Genomic DNA, 2,183 nt, shown 5'->3' on the forward strand with positions numbered 1-2,183 from the left:
GATCAACTGCGCGAAAAGTACCCCAAGATCGCAACGCTCATGGACGGCTGCGAGGATGAAGTGCTGGCGCACATGGCGTTTTCCCAAAGCGCATCGACAGCAGTTGCACAGCACCAACGCGCTCGAACGCCTGAACGCCGAAATCAAGCGCCGCACCGATATTGTGGGGATTTTCCCCAACGATCCGGCCATCACGCGGCTGGTTGGGGCGATGCTGTTGGAACAGAACGACGAGTGGTGCCTGCAAAGACGCTACATGCAATTGGAGGCTTTCGAGGCGGTCAGCGATAATCCTCAAGCCAAGCTGTCGGCCGTGATCAAATAAACGGCGAACTCAGTGGCCAGAGCCATGATGAGTTACACCACTTCCCGGGACACGATCGATACCAATACCTTTTAACCAATACAACACATCAATTACTACTGATGATGAGGGATTGTGGGTAATTGCGTCAGCTTCGATGGCCTACCGCCAAAGTAATAACGGCGATACTCTATTGTCGCAGATTGCAGCCGGACCGACCGGAAAGGTAGCTACTGACCGAAACGGGACATGGGCGATAGGGGCGTATCGAAGCTCCGACAACGGCCTCAACTTCGAGAGCTCTGGCTCACCCGCCCCGGTTCCAAGTAGCTTGGCCGCCTCGTCTGCTGAAACTTTCATTGCAGGCGGTACATCTGGGGCATTGCGGCGCAGTGTGCCGATTTTCACTTATGACACGGCTACTCAGTTCGCCGTCCCCACCCTCACTTCCGCCATTGGCACCATTGCATTCATCAAAGCGAAGGAGCTTGCATGATTTTTACCTGTGGGATGTGAATGGAATTTTCGTTCGGGCGGTCAGCGCTGATGAATCAGGCCCGCTTCCTGTCCGTAGCATTCCGAAGGTACCGCCAGAGCTGACCGGTACCGAGGTCGCTCGCTGGACGGGACAGGGCTGGGAGGTTCTGCCGGTCGCGCCGGAGCCTGAGCCAGTAACGGCGCCGGCCTGGCCAGCTTTGATTGCTGCGCGCCGCTTCTTGGCAGAAACCGGTGGCGCAGTCGTCAAGGGCCTGGCGGTCAACACCGAGCGCGACAGCCAGTCTCTGCTGACCGATGTTGCATTCGCTGCCTCGCTTGATCCTGACTACCGCATCAAGTGGAAGACGGCGTCAGGCTTCGTTGAGCTGACGGGCGATCAGGTCATCGCGCTGGCCACCGCAGTGCGCGCACACGTGCAGGCCTGCTTTAATCGGGAGGCCGAGTTGCTGAGTGCCGTGGCTGACGGCTCGATCACCGTCGAGATGCTGGAGCAAGGATGGCCGTAACAGCCTGACGTAACCATCCCCAACCGCCTTTGTCGCCCGCTCCCTGAAAAGACGAAGCCCCGGCGAACTGTGATCACCAGGGCTTCTACTTTCTCTGATGGGGACAAAAGAGAACGCTACGCAGATAGTAGCAGTCGCGCGCCAAAAAGCAAAACCCCGGTGGTTCGCAATCACCGGGGTTTCTATTTTCTCCAGCGCCCTTGTTTTCGCATGGAGAACGTGGGGCGAATCCTAGCTGAAACAAGGTCGAGGATCTATTCAGACGACCATAGTGTTAGGCGATGGGTGCGGCTGGATCCTAGTGTTATATTGACCGCCGCCATGGTTGGAACCCTCGCTCAAGGAATGAGAATGTCTCGACTTATAGTGTTCGCACTCGCAGCGCTGCTAATAGCAGGCTGCTTCATCACCTGGTCGCTAGACCCCTCATTGGTCGCCCCAGGATGGCGTCCCCTTTAAATTCATATCTCAACCGCCCAAAACCCCGCCATGTCGCGGGTTTCTTTTTTTCGCCTGGAGAAACCCATGCCGCAACAAATCCGCGGATCGCGCCTCGGCAATTGCCCCGGCGCTCAAACTGCTGCCTGCGAAAATGTCGGGTTGGCGCGCTGAGCAGATGCTGCTAAGCAGCGGGCTACAGGAAAGCCGGCTGATCCATCGTCGGCAGATCGGCGGCCCGGCCCAAGGCCTCTGGCAGTTCGAAAAGGATGGCCGTGTCCGTGGCGTGCTCGAGCACTCCATCACCCAAGCCCTGGCGCGCTCCGTATGCCAGGCCAGGGGCGTGCCGGTGACCAACGCCGCTGTCTATGCCGTGCTGGAGCACGACGATGTGCTTGCTGCCGCGTTCGCCCGGCTTCTGCTGTGGACCGATCCTG

General features: G+C 58.4%; 2 protein-coding genes and 1 pseudogene. All 3 read left to right on the plus strand.

Annotation, left to right across the window (positions count from 1 at the left end):
- Nucleotides 1-325 (plus strand): transposase (locus BLX42_RS15825; protein ID WP_218580314.1); only part of this gene is annotated, 325 nt, incomplete at its 5' end.
- Nucleotides 326-792: 467 nt separating this feature from the next.
- On the plus strand, nucleotides 793-1,308 hold the full coding sequence (locus BLX42_RS15830; RefSeq protein WP_218580315.1) for a DUF4376 domain-containing protein: 516 nt from the start codon (nucleotides 793-795) through the stop codon (nucleotides 1,306-1,308).
- Nucleotides 1,309-1,924: 616 nt separating this feature from the next.
- Nucleotides 1,925-2,183 (plus strand): annotated as a pseudogene (locus BLX42_RS15835) (hypothetical protein); the annotation flags it as partial.

This window comes from Pseudomonas sp. SG-MS2, assembly GCF_009933855.1.
GTDB classification, from domain to species: Bacteria; Pseudomonadota; Gammaproteobacteria; order Pseudomonadales; family Pseudomonadaceae; genus Aquipseudomonas; species Aquipseudomonas putida_E.